A 21,115-nucleotide genomic window follows, 5' to 3' on the forward strand; every position below is an offset into this window, starting at 1 on the left:
CGAAATTTTTTTTATTTATTTCCGAAAATATTTACAAAAGTGTGAACTATTCACTCTACCTGAAATATAAATTATGATTTAATTCGGAAATGGTGAGTTAATAAAATTGTAACAATAACCCCTTAAGGCATTTCCAAGAAAAATACGCAACCGGAAATCGCCTTGATACCGTATTTTTTCTGCAATGGCTTACAGGAGTTACCTTAATGTCTTTACACACTTCGTTCGGCGAATCGGTCTATGAAGAACGGGTCGTACCGTTTACTGCCGCAGACGGTTTAGCCCTTAACCTGATTAATCTGCGTGGCCAGAGAAAGCCGCATAAATGTCCGGTGCTGTTAGTGCATGGGGCAGGGGTGCGCGGCAATATTTTCCGCGCCCCAGTCACTAAAACCATTGTCGATGCCCTGATTGAAGAAGGCTATGATGTCTGGCTAGAGAACTGGCGGGCGAGCATTGCCTTCCCGCCAAATTTGTGGACGTTAGACCAAGCCGCGCTGTACGACCACCCGCAGGCGGTCTACACCCTATTGCGGGAAACCCGTGCCGACGAAATCAAGGCTATCATCCACTGCCAAGGCTCCACTAGCTTTACCATGTCCGCCATTGCCGGACTCGTCCCCGATGTTACGACCATTATCAGTAACGCCGTATCGTTACATCCGATTGTGCCGTGTTGGTCACGTTTTAAATTGCAATGTTTGGTGCCGATAGTCGGCCTAATGACCGACTACCTTAATCCTCATTGGGGGGTCTATGCCCCTAACCTCATCGCCAAATTTATTACCCTGCTGGTCAACCTGACTCATCATGAATGCCATAACGCCGTCTGTAAACAAGTCAGTTTTACTTACGGCAGCGGTTTTCCGGCACTATGGCGCCATGAAAACCTCAACGAGGCAACCCACGAATGGCTAAAAGAAGAGTTTGGTGCCGTGCCGTTGCGCTTTTTTGCCCAAATCACCCGCTGTATCCAGCAAGGCCATTTAGTGGCGGTTGAAGACCTTGAAGGCTTGCCCGACGACTTTACCGCCGCACCGCCAAAAACCGCCGCCCGTTTTGCCTTTTTTGCGGGTGAGGACAATCTGTGCTTTTTGCCCGACAGCCAAACCAAAAGCCATGCGTATTTTTCGGCTTTGCGCAGCAACTACCATACGTTGCACCGCCTGCCTAACTATGGGCATTTGGATATGTTTATGGGCAAAAATGCCGCCCAAGATGTCTTTCCGTTAATGTTGCAAGAACTTGCCAAATAATTTTCACTCAGGGGCTGACCATGTTGTGTTTTTCTAACCGTATTAAAAATTATGCCGGACGCTATTCGTTGGTCGACGGTATCCCTTTCAAGCTGCCGGTGGCGGCGGTCAATTCGCCTGCGCTCATGGCGGTGTTTCCGATTGATGCCGAAAAAGCCAAGCAGTTTTTGCCGCACGGTATCCATCCACTCCGATTATGGACACAGAGCCTGTTAATTGTCACGGTGATTGATTATCGGGAGACCACCATAGGCAAATATATCGAGTACAGCATCGCCATTGCCTGCACCCACGGCGAAAAGCCCGCGCCGCGCCTGTTGCCCGGGCTGTTCCAACGCTTTTTTAAAGCCGGGCAATATGTTGTCGACCTGCCGGTCTCTTCGGAAATTTCTGTCAAAGGCGGCAAGGGCATTTGGGGTATGCCCAAGCATCAGGCCAATCTGGATTTTAAGATTAGCGAGACCAAAGTCAGCAGCCAGTACGATTTGGACGGCAAATTGGTGGCTTATGTCGAAATCGAACCCGCCAAATGCACAAAAATTCCGGTGAAAGCCAGAGCGTCCAATTATTGTTCGTTTCGCGGCATGTTAATGAAATCGGACATCCTGCTCGACACCCACTGCGGGGTGAGGTTGCTGAAAGCCGCCAAGGCGCGTTTTGTCATCGGCGACCATCCCCGCCTGCAAGCGTTAAAAGAACTGGACATCGGTGCCGCCATCGCTACCGTGTATTTGCCGTCGATTACCGGCACGTTAGATGACCATATCGAAAGCTGGTTTTTGGACTTGGCGCAATTGCCCGAAAAAGCTCCCGAAGGTTTTGAGTCGGTGATTAATTTAGGCTTGAGCGAAGCCTGGCTGGCTCCGCCGGATGCGCCTATACCGCCGTCATAAACCGACGGTGTCACCTGAGCAAATTCACGTTGTACCCTCCCATTCACTATAACTAAAAGGACAGAAACAATGACTACACCCTGCGGTTTCCAATTTAAAGAAACAATGGCGGGCGGTTTTGCCCTGGGCGTTGACACGCCTGCCGAAGGCCTGCATCAGGGCAACCGCCTCGATACCAAGTTGGCCATCCATGTCACGGTGTCGATTGATGATGTGGAACGCTTTATTAAAGAGCCTGAGCATCCTGGGCATTTATCAGGCACTATCGACTTTGCGCCTATGGGCTTGGGGATAGTCGCCAATACGGGTGTGTTTAACCTGTTCTCGCCCACCGACGATCCAGAATTAAAACTAATGGTGTATGAACTGGCTTTTGAGCATGACGGCTCAGCATATTATCTGGCGGGTAAAAAAGAAGTCCGCGACGATCCGGGTTTTGATTTGTGGTCGGACACCACCACTCTCTATACACAACTGCATAAAGGCACGGATAAAAGCGAGCCGCTGGCAGGGGCGGGGATTTTGACCTTAGGTGTTACCGACCTGATCAAGTTGGTCTCCACCATGACGGTGACCAATGCCAGTTGTGCCGCCGATAAGGCGAAAACCCTCAGCCAATTTGGCGGTTTCTTCTTAGGCGAGCTTTGGGACACTTACGGCTTACATCTGGGCAAGTAAGCATCCCTAGCACTTAACGTGATCGTCACCTTAACAAAAATAATAAAAAATAGGCCTTAATGGCCCGCCCTACCCAAGCGCATAGCTTGGCACGGGCGTAGCAAACAAAAAAAGGAGGAAATACCATGTCTATCCCTTATGACTACGAAGCCATTGTTATCGGCAGTGGTTTTGGCGGTTCCATTAACACTTGCCGTTTGGCAAAAAAATGGCCGGGGCAAGTGCTGTTGTTGGAACGCGGTAAGCGTTACCCGAAAGGCTCTTTTCCCCGCTCGCCCCAGACGATGGCGGACAACTTCTGGAATGTCCCGCTAGAACAGCGCAAACGCCCGAAAAACATTGCCACTAAGCGCCAAACCCACGGCATGTTTGATGTGCGTAATTTTGACAATATGGATGCTTTGGTTTGTGCTGGCTTGGGTGGCGGTTCGTTGATTTATGCCAATGTGTTCTTGCAACCGCCTGACGAGGTGTTTGATGAAAATTGGCCGGAAACGTGTAAAAAAGCCGCATTGCAACCCTATTATGCGGTCAGCAAAGCCGTATTGGGCGCACGGCCTATCCCGCAAAACGACGACCCGCGTCGGCAGATTATCCGTACCGGCTTATTTAAGGCATTTGCCGAATCCGAACAGCGCGATTCCAAGTTATTGGACATTAACGTTTTCTTCGGCAATGATTTTGACAATCCTTTGGATATCGGTGAGCAGGACAAAAACCGTTATGGCGCCACCCAAACCTCTTGTGTCTATTGTGCCGAATGCGATGTGGGCTGCAACACCCATTCCAAGAACACCTTAGACTTGAATTATTTATTTGTCGCCGAACGCCGCTATGGGGCGCAGATTAAGACCGAAGTGCTGGCGCAAAAAATCGTCCCGCTGAATGCTGACGGGGCTGAGGATAGCTCTGCCAATGGCGAATACGGCTATAAAGTGTACTGGCTGAATCTGCATGGCAATACCGAATGCGTTGCCGTGAGCCGCCGCGTCGTCGTGTCAGCAGGTACTTTAGGCACCAATGAGTTACTGATGCGCTGCCGCGATGTCCATAAAACCTTACCGAACATTAGCCAACAGTTAGGCAAGCATTTTTCCGGCAACGGTGACTTTTTATCGTTTGTCATCGACGGTGACAAACCCGCCGACCCCAATTATGGACCGGTCATTACCCAAGGCACGGATTATAATTTGTTTAAGGATTTCAACCGCGAAAACGCTTTTATCTTAGAAGATGCCAGTTTCCCCAATTTTGCCGCGTGGTATACCGAAGGTTTGCGTCCCGGCTTCTCGCATTGGCGGGCGTTTATCAGAACCGCGACGCTGGTGTTTTTGCGTTTTGTACGCGGCATTACCACCGGAGAGATCGGTTACGCCTTCAACGCCTTGTTAAAAGATAATTTATCGTTTACCACCGCTGTCTTGTTGTGTATGGGTATAGATAAAAGCAACGGGGTCATGCAGCTCGACGCGCACGGCGCATTGAACGTGAAATGGCCGTATAGGGATAGCCTGCCTTTATACGAAGCGATTTTAGCGGTAGGCGAGCGTTTTAAAACATGGGCGGGCGGTAAGTTCTTTTTGCCGCTACCTAATTGGATTTGGCCAATCCGCAATAATATCACTGTCCATTCACTAGGTGGCTGCCGCTTGGCAGAAGATGCTTGCCAAGGCGTGACCAGTTCGGCATTGCATAATTTTGGCCAAGTATTTGGCTATCAAGGCTTGTATGTAGCGGATGGGGCGTTATTGCCGACCGCCGTTGGGGCTAACCCGGTGGCGACCATTTCGGCCTTGTCGGAACGGGTTGCCGAAGGTATTACCGGTATCGCACCTGATGCCGATCTATAAGCAACCCTACTACAACGGAGATTTTATTTATGCAAGCAGCCACACCAGAAAACCCTACGCCGGATTTGTATTTTGAACTGATCACCCATGCCAAGCCCGAACGGGCGAACCGTATGTGCGTGGTAGTCAGCGACCTGCATTTTACCGACGGTACTGTCGGCTTCCAGAACCTCGGCGATTATGCTTGGGAAGCTTTTTACAGCACTATCCTGCAACGTTGCCTGACTTACCGCATCCATGAACTGGTGCTGGTTTTGGACGGCGATATTGTTGATATGATCCGTAGCAGCAAATGGGCCGAAAAAGGCATTTATCCGTGGGAGCGTGACCGCAAGGAATGCTTTTCCGCTGTCGTCAACGCCATTTTAAAAGATGTCATTGATGTGCAACACGCCAATTTCTTTAAATTGCTAAGGGACTTGGAAGGTAGGTTAACCGCCGATACCCACAGATTAGACCGCCGTACCGCGTTTAAAAAAGTGAAAATCGTCGTGACGGTCGGCAACCATGATAAGGAACTGCTGTGCGACAACGCCGCGCTGACCTATTTTTATGAGCAGGGGCTAGGCATTAAACTGACTGACATAGAACCGGAACGCCGTCAAATGATGGGACGTATGTACGGCGACGAAACGATGTTTGACAGTGTAAAAACCGCGCCGTACTTGCCATTTTATTATGGTGACACTGGTTTCCGTTTTTTCACCACCCACGGGCAATGGCGCGACCCGGACAATAGCGCCGTAGTCGCCGCTGATCCCGACAAAGGTTTACCCGGTTGGTCGGCGAAAGACGGTTGGACGCTTGCGGTTTGGCAAAAATTAAAATTTTCGCCGTTTTTATTGCCGTGTTTTGGCGATACGGTGGCGGCAGGGGTGTTATCGACGTTTATCTATAAAACCAAAATTGCCATGGATCAACAAAATTGCCATGACCCAGTGATTGATTCCATTCTTGATGAATTGGATTTATACCGCCCCACTTATGCGGCCATCGAACGCATTCTGGAAGTCGCCGCCAAAAACCGTGCCGCCCAAACCAATCTGGATGCCGTGCAAATTATTGAGGATAAGCTTTATGAGTGCCTGCTCGATTGGCTGGGTTGGGATTTTACGTTGCAATCGTCACCGCCGTTGCGCCGGGTTGCCCTGATTGCCGCCAAATGGCTGCTGAAGCTGATGAGCCTATTTGGGCACAGCCTGCGCATTAGCGTTATCGGCGGCTTAATTAAGTTGCTTAAAATCGGCAACGTTCATGATACGCCCCCTACCTTCAATGAAATGGCGACCTTTCCGAGCTTCTTACCCGCTTATCGCCATTACGGTTTCCAAATCCACGGTGAAGGCCATACTCATGTGCCTTTACAGGGAGAGGCTAATATTGATAATGAAAAATATGCCAGCACTTACATCAACTTTGGGACGTGGCGGGATCAGATTGTGTTGCGGGAAAAGCAAGGCTACCGCCGCCGAGGCACTTTACGCAGCTTGTTTATCTTAGATTTGGAGAACTTGACCAAATCCAAAGACAGATTCCCCAGAAGTTTCGACTATTTTGTCTCCGATGCCATTACTTGGAGTGATTTAAACGACAATACGCATGAAGTAGGTAAAAACTCGGCGAAAATATAAAACTTGTCCGACCCTGCCGCAATGGCGGCAGGGTCTTCGATCATTCCAATACCTCACAACCTAGTTCTGACAAAATCCCGCTGAGTTAAATGGGAGCGTATGTCCTTCAGGCCTTGCCGACGACTTATTATGCGTCAAATAACAAGACAAAGCAGCTTAACTTGAAAGCTAGCTTCAGTTCCCTCATCAAAATCTAACCCAATCCTCATCCAATCTTAATCAAACCGCCCCATTTTTTCTCATCTTGCTTCTGTAACCTTTACATCAAATCATTGTAACTGCCCTATTCAGGCTATGGCAATGAACTTCGGTTGGGTCGGCTGTCGCCGAGTCCTTATGATGTATTGATAAAACAGAGGGTTAGTGTCATGCCACTTGGATTAGGAACTATTTTCAACGGGCTTTTCAGGCAATATGGGCATACGGTCATTCTGTTGCTGCGCTTTATCGACATAGTCATGCTGTTGTGCGCCGCTTGGCTTGCTTACTATTACTGGCACAGCCAAGCCATTATCGACCAGGATCACCGGATTGTCATCGCCTTGGGGATGCTGGCGGCCATTATCTTTTTTGAAATGGGGCAAGTTTACCAACCTTGGCGCAATGATGCGGTGCGCGGGGAAATCGCCCGTATTGTCAGGGCGTGGGTATCGGCTTTGGTGTCGGTCATCACCATTGTTGCATTAATTAGGCTGCATTTTTGGCTGGGCTCCAGTTACCGCTGGATTGCCACTTGGGGCGGTTTGGGACTGGTATTTGTCTTGACCGCGCGGGTGTTGCTGTCCCGGTTGTTGCATTGGCTGCGGGCGCGGGGCTGGTCACAGAGGCGTATTGTGATGGTTGGGCTTAACCAGATGGCGGTGGCGGTATGTCGGCAATTGCACGATTCCACTTGGGCGGGTTTGCAGGTTGTCGGTTTTGTCGATGATAAGCCGGATAGCCTACCCTCTGGTCTTAGTATTGCTTTGCCCCATCTTGGCCGCTTGGATGACTTGGCGGAGTTGGTGGCCGTGCAAGCCATTGATGAAGTCTGGGTGGCGTTTCCGGGTGAAGCCCTGGCGGAACGGGTGCAGCATGAACTGCGCCACTTACCCGTCAGTATCCGCTTAGTGATTGATTGTTTCGCCTTCAAGCAAAGTAAGTTTTTAAATCTGAACAGTGTCGCGGGCATTCCAACTTTGGATGTCTCGGTCTCACCATTGCATGGTGTCAACCGCTATGTCAAAGAACTCGAAGACCGTATCTTGGCGGCCATTATCCTGCTGTTGCTTAGCCCTTTGATGTTAAGCATTGCTATCGGGGTCAAATTAAGTTCACCCGGCCCGGTGTTTTATCGCCAAGAACGGGTCGGTTGGAACAACCGCAAATTTATTATCTTAAAATTCCGCTCAATGCCGGTAGATGCCGAAGCCAAAACCGGTGCCGTGTGGGCGAAACCTGGCGAGCAACGCGCCACCCGCTTCGGCGCGATCTTACGCAAGACCAGCCTGGATGAACTGCCGCAACTGATTAATGTGCTTAAGGGCGATATGTCGTTGGTAGGGCCTCGTCCTGAACGGCCTGATTTTGTCGAGGTGTTTAAAGAGCAAGTGCCCAATTATATGAAAAAGCACATGGTCAAGGCGGGCATCACGGGATGGGCGCAAGTGAATGGTTGGCGGGGTGACACAGACCTTAACCAACGTATCGAACACGATTTGTATTACATCCAGCATTGGTCGGTTTGGTTTGATCTGGAAATTGCTTTGCGCACCGTGGTGTTTGGTTTTGTTAACAAGAACGCTTATTAAGGGGTAGTTGCCATGTATAGCATGTATAGATTGATGCCTTTGTTACTGGCCTTGCTGTTGCCAGCTTGCTCCTTAACGCCAGGTATGCAGATGAAGGCGGAAGACAATTTGTCGGATGTGCTGGTACCCGTATCGGTCAACGGTAAGATGACCAAGGCCAAGCTCAAGATTGTCCCTATCACCGCCGACCTGATCATCGAACGGGAAAATGTCCGGCAGGGAGCAGCCGACACGTTGCCGCCAGTGGATAACAGTAAAACGGTGTATCGGCTGGGACCCCACGATAGGGTGCAGATTACGGTGTGGGAGCATCCCGAACTGAACGATCCGGGTGGTGAAAAGATTCTCCCCGAACTGGCGGGTAAGGTGGTCGATGACGATGGGCTGTTGTATTACCCCTACATCGGCAATCTGCCTGTGGCAGGTAAAACCGTGCCGGAAGTCAGAATGATGTTAACCCACGAACTGTCCAAATATTTCAAGAAGGTCAAACTGGATGTCCGGGTGCTGTCGTTCCAAAGCCATCGGGCGGCAGTGGTCGGCGAAGTGAAAACACCGGGTATCCAAGCGATGACGGAAACGCCCTTGACGGTTGCCGAAGCCATCAGCCGGGCGGGTGGTGCTAGTGAAAATGCCGACCTGAGCAATGTCGCTTTGGCGCGGGGCGGCAAGCTCTACAAACTGGATGTTTTGGCCTTGTATGAAACAGGCGGCATTAAGCAAAACCTACTGCTCCAAGACGGTGATGTCCTGAATATTCCTGACCGTAAAGATAATAAGGTATTTGTGATGGGTGAAGTGGGCAGGCAACAGGCGTTAGACATCCATAAGGGCAGGTTATCTCTAGCACAAGCGTTGTCGGAAGCGTCCGGGCTTGATTTTAATTCTTCCAGGCCGGAACAGATTTATGTGATCCGAACAAGTGCCGTAAATCCTGAGATCTTCCAATTGAACGCCGAGTCGCCTGATGCCCTGATTTTGGCGGATCAGTTTCCGCTCCAAGCACACGATACCGTCTTTGTCGGCACGGCGGGAGTTACCAAGTGGTCGCGGGTGCTTAACCAAATATTGCCCGGCTCTTTCACATCGATCATGACCCGCGCTTCTTATGTGGGCATGTAGCGGCGGCTTTGTTTTACACCATTAGGATATGAACGCTATGTATTTACAAAACGAAACGGCAGAATTGCCGCCTTTAAGTCCGCAGGTCACGGTTGATTATGGTGTGGGTATCCGAGATTACGTTGACTTGTTGCACGAAGGTAAAGCGACCATTGTAAAAGCGGTGTTGTTGGCGGTGTTGGTGACAGCCGTGTATTTAGTTTTGGCTCCGCGTACTTACAAGGCGGACACATTATTGCGCATCGACCGCAATAAGGCCTTGCTGGCCGCCACTTTGCGCAGCGAAGCCAATCCGGCGCCAGCGACCGCCGAAAGCCCCAGGGCGCAACGCGAGGTGGAAATTCTCCGCTCCCGTTCAGTGCTGGGCAAGGTGGTCGATGATTTGAATCTGGTGGTGGAAAGCTCACCCAGTTATTTTCCGGTTATTGGCGAAACACTGGCCCGTAAGCATGATGCCCATGATGGTTTGGCTGCGCCTTGGTTGGGGCTGAGCCGGTGGGCTTGGGGCGGCGAAAAGCTGAAGGTCGCCACGTTTACCGTACCTGACCGTTATCTGGATAAAGAATTTACGCTGATTGCTCTGGCAGAAGGACGCTTCCGTTTACTCAGCCCCAAAGATGAGGTATTAGCCGACGGGACGGTAGGCGAATGGGTCAATGCCGATATGGGTGAAGCGGGCCAGGTCACCCTTAAGCTGACCGAACTGAAGGCCAATCCGGGTACACAGTTTGAATTGACACGCAAAACCTCGTTGGCAGCCATCGAAACCTTACAAAAGGCCTTCTCTGTTAAGGAAGTGTCCAAAGACACAGATATTCTCAGTGTTGAACTGAAAGGCCGTGACCCTGAACAACTGGCCAAGTCGGTCAATGACATCGCCACTATTTATGTTAATGCCACCGTCCATTGGGAGTCTGCCGAAGCGGGGCAAAAATTGGCGTTTTTGGAAAGCCAATTGCCTATCGTCAAGGACAGTTTAGAAAAAGCCGAGCAAGGTTTGAGTGCGTACCGACAAAAACATGGGGCTATCGACATCTCCACCGAGGCGGAAATTTTGCTCAAACAGGTGTCAGAAATGGAGACGCTAGGCATTCAGTTGAAACAGAAGTACGAAGAGCAGAACCAACATTTAGAAGGCGAACATCCTGACATGATCGCCACCAAGGCGCAAATCAAGCGTGTTGACCTTAAGTTGTCGGCATTGAACAAACGCATTAAGGATTTGCCGCGCACCCAACAAAATATGGTCAGCTTGGCGCGGGACGTACAAGTCAATACCGAGCTTTATACCTCTTTGCTCAATAGTGCCCAGGAGCAGCGCATCGCTGCCGCCGGCTCAATCGGTAACTCGCGTATTGTCGATTTTGCCGTCATCCCCGAAAAACCGTATTGGCCTAACCCCAGCCTGTTATTGGCTATCGCCACTTTGTTGGGCTTAAGTGCGGGTTCGGCGTTGGTATTTCTGAGGCATTCTCTGCAACGCCATGACAATTATCCCGCTTTGCTGGAGCATCGGGTAGGTTTGCCGCTGTATGCCGCCATTCCGCATAGTAAAAAGCAACGGCACTTGGCCCGTCTGATTTGCCAAGGCAAGGAACGCCAACCCGGCATTTTGGCCAGTCAAGCGCCGCAAGATATTTCCGTGGAGTCACTGCGCGGCTTTCGGACAACCTTGGAGGCGACCCTCGCTAACAGCGAGAGCAAGGTCATTATGGTCAGCAGTCCAGCCCCCGGCATGGGCAAATCTTTTGTCAGCACGAACTTGGCGGCATTGTTGGCGAGCATTAAAAAACGGGTGTTGGTGATTGATGCCGACATGCGCAATGGCCAATTACACGAGGCCTTTTCTGTCCCCCGCCAACCTGGGCTTGCTGATTTATTAGCGGGTAGAGCGACCTTAGGAGAGGTGATTGTCAGCTTGCCGGATGTCGGGGTGGATTTTATCCCTAGGGGCGGCACGGTGTTAAATCCGGCGGAATTGCTGGTGTTGGGTAATCTGGAAGAAACGCTCGGCCAGTTGAAGAGTTTTTACAATCATATTGTGATTGATTCGCCGCCTATTTTGGGGGCGACGGATGCCGCAATTTTAGGCAAATACGCCGATGCCACCTTTTTGGTTGTTAAGGAAGGCCGCTATACGGCGCAAGAATTGGAAGTCAGTTTTAGGCGTTTCCAGCAAGTCGGTATCAAACCGAACGGTTTTATTATCAACGATATGAAAGAAGGTTCGTCGTATTCGCCTTATTACGGTTATGCCTACAGCCATACCGATAGGGTGCAGCAAAACCCGTCTGCCAAGATACCCGGTTATCAAGCTATTGGCGCTTGGTTCAGAAAAAACCGGACTATCGATGTGCTGCCTCCTTTAGTGACCGACGATGACGTGCAGGTGTAAGCCATGACGATACGTTTTGAAAAAGATTTGCCGATTATGCTATTTGCTTTGGTCTGCGCGTCGGTTTTTGCTTCTTTGCCGCAAGTCGAATCGGCTTGGCTGGGCATAAAAGAGGTGTATGGCGAGCAGGATTTCGGCCTGCGCATTCTGCGTGAACTGATGCTGGTGGTGCTGAGCGGCTATGCCTTGCTGGAACCACGTTTGCGGGGCGGTATTTTTATCAGCCCGGTGTTGGCGTTTCTGGGGCTGTTAGCCACCTATATCCTGTTGGAAATCGGCTACGCCCTGTATTTAGATTTACCGTTGGTGGTGCCGATGGCGGGGCTGCGGGTTTTTGAATATTTGCCTTTAGCGTTGATCGGCTTCGTGACCAGCCGCTTAGGGGCGGGTACACACGTCATTGCTACCTTTGCCAGCTATCTGCGTTATTTCATTGCCTTGCAGATGGTGTTGGCACTGGCTCAGGCAATATGGGCGCCGCCTCTGTTTGGGGTATCGTTTTTGGGCGGTGGGCGGCCTTTTGGCACGTTTGTCAGCCCGAATTTGTTCGGCGCGACGATGGCGACGTGCGCCTTACTATTTGCGTTAGTGCCAGGTCGGCGCAAATGGGTGGCAATGAGCGTGTTTCTGGCGTTGCTGAGTGGCTCGCGGACGGCTTTCATCAGCGCCTTATTGGTGGTGTTCTTTCAAGTGTACGCAGGGATGCGCCCACGCGACCGCTGGGCCTTGCTTATGCCCGCACCGATACTGGCGGTGGGCGCGTTGATTTTGGCATCCAGCCCTTTGTTGAGCGGGCGTGACGATGCCGACCCTACCGAAGATGGCCGTATCGACCTCTGGCAGCGGGTATTTTCCGCCCATATCCACGGCCCTGAGGATTTGCTGTTCGGTTGGGGTTTGGGGCTAAGCTCCAACACGATCAATATCCTCTATGGCGCCGAACATTTTCGGGGGCAGTTCGATTCCGACAGCCTGTATTTGTTTTTGCTGAACGGTTATGGCTTGATCGGGTTGTTGGCTTACCTTGGCTTTTTAGGATTAACGTTAAGGACATCTGCCCACCCCAACAAAAGCTTGGTGATGCTGTTTATTTTCGTGGCGGGACTGACCTTCAATATGTGGGAATATTTCCCACAAAACGCCCTGCTGATGTTGCTATGGGGGATTGTGTTAGGCACTGGCTATCAAGCCAATTCGGGCTTGGTGCCACTTAAGCCGATAGCTGGGACGACTTTTTCGGCACTCTTAAAAATCCATCGATAAGGGGAAGCACCTATGTTCACGCTATTGAGAGAAAAACGTTTATTCGGCGATGCCTTATGGGCGTTATTTGGCCAATTCGGTTCGGCTCTGGCTTTACTGGCAGGGACGCGGATGCTGACCGAATGGGTAACACCTGATATGTACGGCAAGGTTGCGTTGTTGAACGGTTTTGTCGCCTTAGGCGTTAGCCTGTTTTCTTACCCTTTCATCGGTGCAGGGATGCGGATTGTCTCGGAGTGCAAAAATGCCCTGGAAAGGGCGGATTTATACACGGTTGTGGCAAGCCTGACGGTTTGTTCAACCGCTATGGCCATCACGTTTCTCATGCTGGGCGGGGCGGCTTATGGCTATTTTACCGATAGCGACATCCGGCTGTTCGCACTGGCCAGCCTCTTACTGGCGATCACGGTACGCCGCGAGCTAGGCATCCAGTTATTGATCGGTGAGCGCAAACAACGCGGCGCAAGCTTTTGGCAAACCAGCGACAGTATTTTACGGCCTGTCTTGGCACTGGTGCTGGTTTGGTATTTTGGCGGTAGGGCGGAGTGGGTGTTGTCGGGGTATATCTTAGCCAGCCTGTCCGCCAATACCTTATGGGGCTTCGTCCAACGCCTGCAAACCGCTAAGCCAGAACCGCAAACCCAAACGGGTAAAGGCCGTGATTTCAGAAGCGAAGTATGGCTCTATGCCTTACCACTGATTCCTATGGAAGTGATTTTTTGGCTCAACGGCTTAGGGGACCGATATGTCATTGGCTATTTTATGACGGCGGCGGATGTGGGTTTATATGCGGCAACATACACCATCATTAACGAAGCGTTTAACCGAAGCGCAATGGTACTGTTGCGGACTTTCCAACCCGCCTATTTCCAAACCGTTGCCAAGAACCAGAGCCGCGAAGGCTCTGTACTGTTGTGGGCATGGATAGGCGGTATTGTCGCCTTAGGGGTGGGCGGTGTGGCGGTATTGCTGATGACTAAAGATTGGTTGGCGGATTTGCTGCTGGCCAAAGCCTACCATTCGGCGGTGCTGCTGATGCCGGCCATCGCTATCGGCTCGGCGTTACATGCCTTAGGAACGGTGGTGGCGCAACCGCTGTTGGCGAACAAACGCCCGCAAGCCGTATTAAAAGGCCGGATCTGCGGGGCAGTTATCGCTGCTATCAGTATCCCGTTACTGGTCAAGTACGACGGCTTAGCAGGCGCGGCTCTCGCCAATCCCCTTTATTTTGGCGTTGAAGCTTTGGTGTTGGCGTTATTGGCTAAGCCTTGGCGGGCCATTAGCCCAAAGGCCAACCAAAGCGAAGACAGCAGATGCGATGTCAGGCTGCGGCGTATCAATTTAACAAAAATTCTAATAAAAAGTTAAAAGGAGCATAAAGATAATGATTTATACATCGGTTGTTTCAGGGGTTTATGGCGATATTTTGCAAGAATGTGTGGCTTGCCGGAATCCGCATATCCGTTATTGGCGGAAAAAAAACTTCCATTACACAGACGGTGAAGCCCAGAAGGAATTTCATATTTACCGTTGCGCTAACTGTGGCACGGGCTTTTTAAATAGGCCACCCCATAAGCAATGGTTACAGGCCATTTACCAGTATTCAGGCCAAGCCTTAACTCAAGCGATAACCTTAGCGGAGGTTTTAGCGCGGGAGACGGAGTTTCCCAATTGCACAGCAGATGCCAGCCGCATGACTGAACGGGCCAGCCAACTTAACCGCTCAGGCAATCGGCAGGCGCTTGATATTGGTTCGGGCTTTGGTTTTTGCACCCACTCCCTGAGAAAATTGGGCTATCGGACGGTCAGCATTAATCCGGGCCAATACGAAAATGCGGTGTTTAGGGAGTTGAATGGCGACGAACCACTACCTGTCGTGTTTGAGGACTACCATGCCGCAGAGCCTTTTGGCATCGTGATGCTGTCGCAGGTCTTGGAGCATTTGCTTGAGCCGGAGCAGGCCATCGCTAAGGTCGGCGGCTTATTGGCTCAAAACGGCGTGTTGGCTTGTGCTGTGCCTAATTACCATTCGGTTTTGGTCAAGCTATTGGGCACTAAGGATAACGCCTGTTTATGGATCCCCGAACATGTCAATTATTTTACCGAAAAAGGTCTGACGACCCTACTTGAGCGCAATGGCTTTAACGTGGTTAAGGTGGAGCAAATCACCCGCATCCCTGCCAAGGCCTTATCTAAACGCTTAGGCTTACAGGGTAAATCGGCGGCGGTAATGGATGCACTGACCCAGCGTTGGCAAAACCCGTTTGCACGTCTGATGAATGCCCTGGGTTGGGGTATTTATCTCAATGTATATGCGGTCAAGCAATGACAGTATCGCCCCCATTAACCCCACAATAGTAAAGGAGCCTTATGTTAACCGCCGTTATTTTGACCCAAAACGAGGAAGCGAATTTGCCGCGTTGTCTGGCGGCAATTCCTGAGCGCTATGCCATTGTTATTGTCGATTCTGGGAGTACAGATAACACCTTGGTGATTGCCAAGCAACGGGGATGCACAATTTACAGAAATCCCTGGCCCGGTTTTGCCGAGCAGCGTAACTTTGCCATTAAGCACTGCGCCATCAGTACACCGTGGATCTTGTTTATCGATGCCGACGAAATCTATCCCGAAGCGTTTTACGCTTGGTTTGAGTCGGGGATGGCTGGAATCGCTTCAGTGGATGTATTGATGGTGCCATCGCTCTTGTATCTGCGGGGCAAACGCCTAAACCACGCGCCCGGCTACCCGATTTATCACCCCCGCCTGGTGCGTAGGAAAACCGTCCGCTTTGTCCGCAACCATACCGGGCATGGTGAAGCGGTCATCAATACTTGCCGGATGGGTTATGGCGATATTCCCTACCAGCATTATTTTTATCATGGCGAAATCACTGCGTGGATGCACAAGCATATCGGTAAGGCCGCCCAAGAAGTGCAGCTACATCCTAACAACGGGGCGGTAATGACCACGCGCGGACGCTTAAGCGTGTTATTGGGACGTTCATGGCTAAGGATACTAGCGCGGTTTTTCTACCATTTTGTCCTGCGCGGCGGTTTTTTGGACGGGGCAGGGGGGCTGGAGTTCGCACTTATGTTTACTTGGTATGAGGCGAGCATTTATTTACAAGCCAAAGCAGGCGTCCAAGCCGGGGGCTAACGATGAAAGTATCACTTATTTTAGCAACATTAGGCAGAGATGCCCAAGTATTGGATTTTTTAAAGTCTTTACAAGCACAAAGCTATGCAAACTTTGAGTTGGTTATTATCGACCAAAACCAAGACGGCAAAATTGACGCAGTGGTCGGGCAATTTAAAGGCTGTTTTGCAATGCGGCATATCAAAGTCAATTTTGTCGGCAACGCCAGAGCGCGGGATTACGGCATTGGTTTTGCCCAAGGCAACATCATCGCCTTTCCTGATGACGATTGTATCTATGACACGGATGTTCTTAAGGCGGTTGTCGCGGAATTTGTGCGGCGGAACACCCTCGCCATTTTAGTCGCGGGTTCCTACGATTTTTCATCAACCCGCTTCAGCATTGGCGTTAATAGCCACAAAGCTGGGTATTTTTCCCGGTTCCAAATGATGGGGGTCGAGTTTACGCACTTTTTTGCTGTGGACAGGATTGATCGGCGGCTGTTCTATTTTGACCATGATTTTGGCATCGGTTCGAAATATGCCGGAGGTGAAGGTTTTGAGCTGATGTACCGCTTGCTGCGGGCCAGAAACAGTGCGTTCTATAACCCACAGATACGGATTTTCCACGCCAACAAAGATCACTATACCTTGGGGACGGCAAGAATGCTGATGTATTCCACCGGAGTGGGCGCTTACATCAGAAAATTCGCCAACCAGCGTGATAGGTTCATGCTCTATTACATCGTCCGCAAAATGTTCATCGCGCCCCTTTTTAAGATGCTGCTGGCGGGGATTTTATTTAACCGCAAAAGGCTGGCTTATGATTTTTACAATCTACTGGGGGTTTGGCGGGGATTTTTGGCGTATCGCAGGTGATGAGGCTGCATCATGCGGCCTTAGATGGTTTACAAATAAATCCAGGAGAAATGTTATGGATGTAGGTATTGTTGCAACGCATATCCCACCCGCCAAAGGCTATGGCGGCGTATCAGTCACGGCGGCAGTCTTAACGAAAGCGTGGGCGGAACGCGGTTATCAACAGGTGTTGATTGCCGCCGACGAATCGCTGGATGGCCGTTTATCGGCTAAGGATGTTCGGCTAGGCCAACAAGTGGAAGTCAGGCTTTATCAGTGCTATGGGTTCCGGCGCTGGGGATTTGGCTTGGGAGCCATCCCTAAAATATTCAGCGTCTGCCGACAAGCCCCTGTCGTTTATATCCACGGCATTGCCACTTGGCCGTCGACTTTGGCGGCGGTGTTTTGCACCTTGTTGCGCCGCCCGTTTATGGTGGCAGTGCATGGTGGATTAATGCCCGAACATGTCGGGCTAATCCGACGGCAAAAACCCCACAAATGGCTATTTTATCAATGGCTGACCTTGCCTACCTTGCGTAAGGCCATTGCCGTGCATTGCACCAGTCCGACGGAAGCCGAAGGAGTGCGTCAGGTATTGGGTGCAGATACCCGTATCGTCTTAGTGCCGAACGGTATAGACAGCCGGGATTTTAAGGTGGCTGATTATCCAACCGGAACGGGGCTTAAGCTTTGCTTTCTGGGGCATATCCAACAGGAAAAAGGGATTAATGCCTTTATCCGCGCTTGGTTAACGGTGCGCAATCCGAAGGATAGCTTACTGATTGCCGGCAGGAGTGTCGACGGAGCGTATTTTGAAGAATTTCAGACATTGGTCGGGCAGGCGCAAGGGGCTATCCGTTATCTGGGGTATTTACCGCGCGACGAAATTATGACGGTGCTGGCCGACAGCCATTTTTTAGTGTTGCCTTCGGGTTTGGAAGCCGCTGGCGGTATGCGTGAAAACTTCGGCAATGTGGTGGCCGAAGCGATGGCGGCAGGAAGGCCGGTTTTAGTCGCCAAAGGCTTGGCTTGGGATCATCTGGAAACCGTGGGTGTAGGCTGGGTTTTCGAAAGGTCTGCCGCATCTGTGTGTGACGTGCTGCGTAAGGCACAAGCGGTGAACCAGCGCAAATGGGAGCAGATGTCACGGCAAGGGCGGCAGTATGTCGAAACCCAGTTAAATCCGGTGACGCTTGGCGAACGGATCTGGCAGGTGTTGACCCAAACAGTCGCGGTCAATAGGCCGCAATCGGCAATGGAGACTACTCATGACTAATATCGGCCTTATCGTACCAACCCTCAATGCGGGCTTGGCTTGGGAAGTTTGGCTGAAAGCCTTCGCACAACAGACCCGAAAACCGGACACGCTGTTGCTGATCGATTCTTCATCCCAAGACTACACCGTGGCTTTGGCTCAAGCCTACGGCTTCACCGTACAGCAGATTGCTAAAGCCGAATTTAACCACGGTGGCACCCGTCAGATGGGAATCGGTATGCTGCCGGAAGCGGAGATTATCGTCTTCTTAACCCAAGATGCCTTATTGGCTAGCCCCGATGCCATCGGACGGCTCTTGGCGGCATTTACCGATGCCCAGGTTGGTGCGGCTTACGGACGGCAGCTTCCGCACCGCCATGCCGGACCGATTGCCGCCCACGCCCGCCTGTTCAATTATCCGGTGGCCAGCCAAGTGCGCAGTCTGGAAGATAGCAGCCGCTGGGGCATTAAAACGGCTTTTATCTCCAACTCCTTCGCCGCCTATCGGCGTAGCGCCTTAGTCCAGGCTGGCGGTTTCCCTGTTGATACCATCATGAACGAAGACACTTTTGTCGCGGCTAAGATGCTGGTTAACGGCTGGAAAATCGCCTATTGCGCCGATGCGCAAGTGTTCCACTCCCACGACTATGGCTTTCTGGACGAGTTTAAACGCTATTTTGATATTGGCGTATTCCACACCCAGAACAATTGGCTACAAGAGCTATTGGGCGGGGTATCCGGCGAAGGCTGGCGTTTTATGTACTCGGAACTGCGCTTTTTGTTAAGACGGGCACCTTGGTTCATCCCGTCAGCCTTGTTGCGGACAGGACTTAAAGGCTTGGGCTATAAAATGGGCGGGACTTTACCAAGAGCCGTCAGCCGCTGCCTTAGCCTACATCCGACTTATTGGCTACAAACCCGGATCTCCAAAAAACCAGCAGCTAGCCTAGCCGTTAAGCGCTGACTTCTTTTTTCCAAAAATTGTAGGGTTGTCTGTTCGGCGGCAACACGACCTAAACCAAGCTCTTTTTTTGTCCATGTAAGCGGCTTAACCGTTTGCTGGGTTAATGAACGGATCATTATTATGTCAAATACCCAAAAATCACTATTGCCATCGACGCTAGGCTTAGCGGTTATTTTTGCCGCTATTGTACTTAGCGGTTGCCAGAGCCTGAGTGTGTCGCCCGACCCTAAAACTATCACACAGGTGGCATCTGAAATTACCCAAACCAGTATTCCGACCCATGAATTTGCGCTCACCGATGGTCAAACGTTAATAGGCACATTGGCGACGGTCAACACCCGAGAAAATGATACGCTCTCTGATATTGCCCGGCATTTTGGCCTAGGCTACAATGATATTACCTTGGCTAACCCCAATATCCCCGCGTGGACACCCGCCACGGACAGCCGGGTACTGTTACCGTTAAGCTTTATTCTGCCGGATTCGCCGCATCAGGGCATCACCCTTAATCTGGTCAATATGCGGATGTTTTATTATCCTAAAAGCCAACCTGACAAGGTTTACACTTACCCTATCGGCATTGGCCGACAAAGCTGGAATACCCCCACGGGATTGACCCGCATCGCCACTAAAAAAGCCAATCCTAGCTGGTATGTGCCTGCCTCGATACAGAAAGAACATGCCCAAAAAGGCGATTCCTTACCGACTGTCATAGGGCCAGGCCCTGACAATCCCTTAGGGCTTTATGCCATGAACCTGGGTTTTGAGCGTTATCTGATCCACGGCACCAACAAACCCTACGGCATCGGTATGCAGGTCAGCCACGGCTGCGTACAGCTTTACCCGGAGGATATTGAAGCGTTATTCAATAATATTGCGGTCGGTACACCTGTGCGCATTGTCCATCAGCCGTATTTGACGGCATGGCACAACAATATGCTCTATCTTGAGGCCAATGAGCCGCTAGCCAAATGGGCGCATGATAAAAGCCACCAAAAGAAACAGTTATTGAAACAACTGCGCCAACTCAGTGCCGAAAAAAACTCGGCGGTTGATTGGGAAAAAGTCGAGCGTATTATTGCCCGCGCCGATGGCATTCCGACACCGGTAAGCCTATCCAGCCCTAATGAAGCGGAATTGGCAAAAGCAGCCGTGCCGATTAAGCATCCTGACCAACTTAACCAACAGCCGGTGGTTGCCGAATTGACAGACGGCGACTGGTCGGCGGTGGTCAGCCGCTTTGATAATGGGACGGAAGCGCAAAAACTGGCCGCCATGCTCAATCACCAAGGCCCTATGATACCGGCACGGAAAGTTCAGCAAGACCATAGCTATCTGGTAGTTGCCGGGCCTTTTAAAAATAAGCAAGAAGTCAATGCCGCCGCCAAACGTATCCACATGGATTTCGCCATTGACATAAAACCCTTACAGCCTAATTCAAGCCTGTCAAAGAAGTTATAAACCATTGCGGCATCACCAGAGACTGACATTTTTCGGCTTTAATTCAACCTTTATTTGGATAAAAATGCGTCTCTTTATTAGTTTTAGCTAAACGTAAGAATATAACCGTCATTTTCATCACCATAAGCCAAACTGCTCAATTCAGATTCACGATCCCAAACACTTGGTGTTTTTGGTTGTCACTTTCCATTCCGACATACATAAATCCGGTTGGCAAACCTACCGTTTTAGTGTGCAGTTCAACAATGTGGATCGCATCATCCGCTGAAAAATCGCCGTCGTCTTGTAACTGACCCAAATCTTGCCGATAAGCTTCATCCAGTAAATCCAATGACGTAGATGTCATGAACGCTGTATAGGATTCGGCAACACCTAATTGTTGCGCGGCTGATCGGTTTTGTGTGGGGGATAATTTACTCATATTTTTTCTCAATTTGGTGGCCAGTTTAATTAATGGCTTTTGGCGGATACGGGAGATTGTAAAGCATAGGCCGGGTTTATGTGTTATGGCAATACGCTAAAGCAACGTGCAAATGATGCCCCATAACAAAAATGGCGATAAGTT

Annotated in this window: 17 protein-coding genes; 16 read left to right on the plus strand and 1 reads right to left on the minus strand. The window is 50.7% G+C overall.

Annotation, left to right across the window (positions count from 1 at the left end; all coding sequences use genetic code 11):
- Positions 1–206 precede the first annotated feature (206 nt).
- The 16 genes from AADEFJLK_RS11675 (at position 207) to AADEFJLK_RS11750 (ending at position 20,550) form a co-directional block, all read left to right on the plus strand.
- Positions 207–1,256 carry an esterase gene (locus AADEFJLK_RS11675; RefSeq protein ID WP_088618586.1) on the plus strand — a complete coding sequence of 350 codons (1,050 nt, stop codon included), beginning with the start codon at positions 207–209 and terminating at the stop codon, positions 1,254–1,256.
- A gap of 20 nt (positions 1,257–1,276) precedes the next feature.
- Positions 1,277–2,149 carry an acetoacetate decarboxylase family protein gene (locus AADEFJLK_RS11680; RefSeq protein ID WP_103974386.1) on the plus strand — a complete coding sequence of 291 codons (873 nt, stop codon included), beginning with the start codon at positions 1,277–1,279 and terminating at the stop codon, positions 2,147–2,149.
- A gap of 69 nt (positions 2,150–2,218) precedes the next feature.
- Entirely contained in the window at positions 2,219–2,827 is a 609-nt protein-coding gene (locus tag AADEFJLK_RS11685; protein ID WP_146054566.1) for a hypothetical protein, read from the plus strand.
- Positions 2,828–2,952: 125 nt separating this feature from the next.
- On the plus strand, positions 2,953–4,677 hold the full coding sequence (locus AADEFJLK_RS11690; RefSeq protein ID WP_103974388.1) for a GMC family oxidoreductase N-terminal domain-containing protein: 1,725 nt from the start codon (positions 2,953–2,955) through the stop codon (positions 4,675–4,677).
- A 29-nt stretch (positions 4,678–4,706) separates the two neighbouring features.
- Positions 4,707–6,308, plus strand: a complete 1,602-nt coding sequence (locus AADEFJLK_RS11695) for a metallophosphoesterase (RefSeq protein ID WP_088618590.1) — start codon at positions 4,707–4,709, stop codon at positions 6,306–6,308.
- A 368-nt stretch (positions 6,309–6,676) separates the two neighbouring features.
- The gene (locus AADEFJLK_RS11700; RefSeq protein WP_103974389.1) at positions 6,677–8,098 is read left to right on the plus strand and encodes an undecaprenyl-phosphate glucose phosphotransferase; all 1,422 of its coding nucleotides are present in this window, start codon (positions 6,677–6,679) and stop codon (positions 8,096–8,098) included.
- A 12-nt stretch (positions 8,099–8,110) separates the two neighbouring features.
- Complete coding sequence (locus tag AADEFJLK_RS11705) at positions 8,111–9,220, plus strand: polysaccharide biosynthesis/export family protein (RefSeq protein WP_249028028.1); 1,110 nt, start codon at positions 8,111–8,113, stop codon at positions 9,218–9,220.
- A 37-nt stretch (positions 9,221–9,257) separates the two neighbouring features.
- Complete coding sequence (locus tag AADEFJLK_RS11710) at positions 9,258–11,615, plus strand: polysaccharide biosynthesis tyrosine autokinase (protein WP_103974390.1); 2,358 nt, start codon at positions 9,258–9,260, stop codon at positions 11,613–11,615.
- Positions 11,616–11,618: 3 nt separating this feature from the next.
- Positions 11,619–12,878 (plus strand): O-antigen ligase family protein, encoded by a 1,260-nt coding sequence (locus AADEFJLK_RS11715; RefSeq protein ID WP_103974391.1) that lies wholly within the window; start codon positions 11,619–11,621, stop codon positions 12,876–12,878.
- Positions 12,879–12,890: 12 nt separating this feature from the next.
- Entirely contained in the window at positions 12,891–14,246 is a 1,356-nt protein-coding gene (locus tag AADEFJLK_RS11720) for a lipopolysaccharide biosynthesis protein (protein WP_146054567.1), read from the plus strand.
- A 16-nt stretch (positions 14,247–14,262) separates the two neighbouring features.
- A complete protein-coding gene (locus AADEFJLK_RS11725) occupies positions 14,263–15,207 on the plus strand; it encodes a class I SAM-dependent methyltransferase (RefSeq protein ID WP_103974392.1) in 945 nt (314 codons plus the stop codon).
- Positions 15,208–15,248: 41 nt separating this feature from the next.
- Complete coding sequence (locus AADEFJLK_RS11730; protein WP_103974393.1) at positions 15,249–16,034, plus strand: glycosyltransferase family 2 protein; 786 nt, start codon at positions 15,249–15,251, stop codon at positions 16,032–16,034.
- Between the two features lie 2 nt (positions 16,035–16,036).
- Positions 16,037–16,891, plus strand: coding sequence for a glycosyltransferase family 2 protein (locus AADEFJLK_RS11735; protein ID WP_088618596.1), 855 nt, complete (start codon positions 16,037–16,039; stop codon positions 16,889–16,891).
- A gap of 55 nt (positions 16,892–16,946) precedes the next feature.
- On the plus strand, positions 16,947–18,146 hold the full coding sequence (locus AADEFJLK_RS11740) for a glycosyltransferase family 4 protein (RefSeq protein ID WP_103974394.1): 1,200 nt from the start codon (positions 16,947–16,949) through the stop codon (positions 18,144–18,146).
- On the plus strand, positions 18,139–19,089 hold the full coding sequence (locus tag AADEFJLK_RS11745) for a glycosyltransferase family 2 protein (RefSeq protein WP_103974395.1): 951 nt from the start codon (positions 18,139–18,141) through the stop codon (positions 19,087–19,089). Before AADEFJLK_RS11740 ends, AADEFJLK_RS11745 begins: the two co-directional genes overlap by 8 nt.
- A 120-nt stretch (positions 19,090–19,209) precedes the next feature.
- Positions 19,210–20,550 carry a L,D-transpeptidase family protein gene (locus AADEFJLK_RS11750; RefSeq protein ID WP_103974396.1) on the plus strand — a complete coding sequence of 447 codons (1,341 nt, stop codon included), beginning with the start codon at positions 19,210–19,212 and terminating at the stop codon, positions 20,548–20,550.
- A 136-nt stretch (positions 20,551–20,686) separates the two neighbouring features.
- On the opposite strand, the gene AADEFJLK_RS11755 is transcribed toward AADEFJLK_RS11750, so the two are convergent.
- The gene (locus tag AADEFJLK_RS11755) at positions 20,687–20,971 is read right to left on the minus strand and encodes a hypothetical protein (protein WP_088618599.1); all 285 of its coding nucleotides are present in this window, start codon (positions 20,969–20,971) and stop codon (positions 20,687–20,689) included.
- Positions 20,972–21,115: the final 144 nt, after the last annotated feature.

The organism is Methylovulum psychrotolerans, assembly GCF_002923755.1.
Taxonomy (GTDB): domain Bacteria; phylum Pseudomonadota; class Gammaproteobacteria; order Methylococcales; family Methylomonadaceae; genus Methylovulum; species Methylovulum psychrotolerans.